The sequence below is a fragment of the Tabrizicola sp. genome (assembly GCF_051645465.1).
Classification (GTDB): domain Bacteria; phylum Pseudomonadota; class Alphaproteobacteria; order Rhodobacterales; family Rhodobacteraceae; genus Tabrizicola.
The window spans coordinates 1-2,504 of record NZ_JBOFBI010000353.1 but is presented as its reverse complement, the minus strand read 5'-3'; the positions used below and the strand labels follow the sequence as shown (position 1 = coordinate 2,504).

Annotated in this window: 2 protein-coding genes; both read right to left on the bottom strand. The window is 61.7% G+C overall.

Going from position 1 to position 2,504, the window contains the following annotated elements; translation table 11 throughout:
* Positions 1-73: 73 nt before the first annotated feature.
* Positions 74-868: an IS21-like element helper ATPase IstB gene (istB, locus tag ACRCSW_RS22085; RefSeq protein ID WP_438707806.1), complete on the bottom strand. Its 795-nt coding sequence runs from the start codon at positions 866-868 to the stop codon at positions 74-76.
* Complete coding sequence (gene istA / locus ACRCSW_RS22080) at positions 858-2,390, bottom strand: IS21 family transposase (protein ID WP_438707807.1); 1,533 nt, start codon at positions 2,388-2,390, stop codon at positions 858-860. Before istA ends, istB begins: the two co-directional genes overlap by 11 nt.
* Positions 2,391-2,504 lie beyond the last annotated feature (114 nt).

Below are 2,504 nucleotides of genomic sequence, written 5' to 3'. Positions count from 1 at the left end.
TGTTGATTTCCACGCAGAACTGACCCGGGTTTTCCATCGAGAAGTGACCCACCTTTAAGTTATGCGGATGGGATCATGTCTGGGTCAAGGCATGTGTGCTTTCCTTTTTCTTGCGGGTTGTTGCGGCGGTGCTGGCCTTGAAGCGGAAGCTGTCGTTTCCGGTCTCCAGGATGTGGCAGCGATGGGTGAGGCGATCGAGGAGGGCTGTGGTCATCTTGGTATCGCCGAAGACAGTGGCCCACTCGCTGAAGCTTAGGTTGGTGGTGATGACGACACTGGTGCGTTCGTAAAGCTTGCTCAACAGGTGGAAGAGCAGCGCGCCGCCCGAGGCGCTGAACGGCAAGTAGCCCAACTCGTCCAGGAGAACGAGATCGAGGCGGACCAGGTTCTCGGCCAACTGTCCTGCCTTTCCCCTGGCCTTCTCCTGCTCCAGGGTATTGACGAGCTCGATGGTTGAGAAGAAGCGGACCTTCCGCCGATGATGCTCGATGGCCTGGATGCCCAAGGCGGTCGCGATATGGGTTTTTCCGGTGCCGGGACCGCCGATCAGGACGACGTTCTGCGCCCCATCAATGAACTCGCAGCGGTGCAACTGACGCACCGTCGCCTCGTTGATCTCGCTGGCGGCGAAGTCGAAGCCGGAGAGATCCTTATAGGCCGGGAAGCGCGCTGCCTTCATGTGATAGGCGATGGAGCGCACTTCGCGTTCTGCCACTTCGGCCTTCAAGAGCTGCGCCAGGATCGGCACGGTCGTTTCGAATGCAGGCGCGCCCTGTTCGATGAGCTCCGTGACAGCTTGGGCCATGCCATACATCTTGAGGCTGCGCAGCATGATGACGACGGCTCCACTGGCAGGATCATGACGCATGGCGGCCTCCGGTATTGCGGGCGCGCAGATCGTCGTAGCGCTCGACATTGGCCTTGGGTTCGCGGTGCAGGAGCAGCGCCTGCGGCGCGTCGAGGGTCGGACCATCGATCGCCTTGCCGTCGATTAGACGGTGCAGGATGTTGAGCACGTGGGTCTTGGTCGCCACACCGTCGGACAGGGCCAACTCGACTGCGGTCAGCACCACCTGTTCGTCGTGATGCAGGACCAAGGCGAGAATATCGACCATCTCGCGATCCCCGCCGGATCGCCGCAACATCTGATCTTGCAATCGTCGGAAGCCTGACGGCAGCTCCGCGAAGGGGGCACCGTTGCGCAGCGCACCGGGCTTGCGCTGGATCACCGTCAGATAGTGGCGCCAGTCATAGATCGTACGGGGCGGCAGGTGATGCGATCGCTCAATTCGCCGTTCGTGCTCGCACAGTATCTGCCCCTCGGCCGCGATGACGAGCCGGTCCGGGTAGACGCGGAGGCTGACAGGCCGGTTCGCGAACGACGCTGGCACGCTATAGCGGCTGCGCTCGAAGCTGATCAGGCAGGTGGGTGAGACCCGCTTGCTCTGCTCGACGAAGCCATCGAAAGCAGGCGGCACCGGCATCAGTGCGGACTGCTCTTCGACCCAGACATCAGCGAGGCTCCCTGCGAGGCGGCCATGCGGGATCTCACGCCAAAGCTCCAGGCAACGCTGCTCGAGCCAGGCGTTCAGTGCGGCGAGATCGGGGAAGTCAGGCATCGGCTGCCATAGCCGCGGTCGCGCATCCTGCACATTCTTCTCGACCTGTCCCTTCTCCCAACCCGAGGCCGGATTGCAGAACTCAGGCTCGAACACATAGTGGTTTGCCATGGCGAGAAAGCGGATGTTGACCTGCCGCTCTTTACCCCTGCCGATGCGATCCACGGCGGTCTTCATGTTGTCGTAGATCCCGCGCTCCGGCACGCCGCCAAGGACGCGGAAGCCGTGCCAGTGGGCATCGAACAGCATCTCGTGGGTCTGCAACAGATAGGCGCGGACCAGGAACGCCCGGCTATGCGCCAGCTTGATATGGGCAACCTGAAGCTTCGTACGCTCTCCACCCAGAACCGCGTAATCCTCGCTCCAGTCGAACTGGAAAGCCTCGCCAGGTTGAAAGACCAACGGCACAAAGGTGCCTCGACCCGTCGTCTGCTGTTCACGCTGCCGCTCCGCGCGCCATTCGCGGGCAAAGGCCGCGACCCGATTGTAGGAGCCGGTGAAGCCAAGCGCGACCAGATCGGCATGCATCCGTGTCAGAGGCCGGCGTTGCTTGCGCGACTTGCCGGCCTCGGTCTTCAGCCACCCCGCCAGCTTGTCGGCAAATGGGTCAATCTTGCTCGGTCGTTCCGGCACCGAAAACTTCGGCTCGATCGCGCCTGTCTTCAGATACTTCTTGATGGTGTTCCGGGAGAGCCCGGTTCGCCGTGCGATCTCGCGAAGCGGGAGCTTCTCCCGAAGCGCAAGCCGGCGGATGACATTCAATAGTCCCATGTGGATCACTCCATTACCCCCCGTCGCTCATCGCGCTCGGGACAAGGGTCACATGGGTCAAATCTCAGTGGAAATTACGCCCCTAACCGGGTCAGTTCTGCGTGGAAATCAACA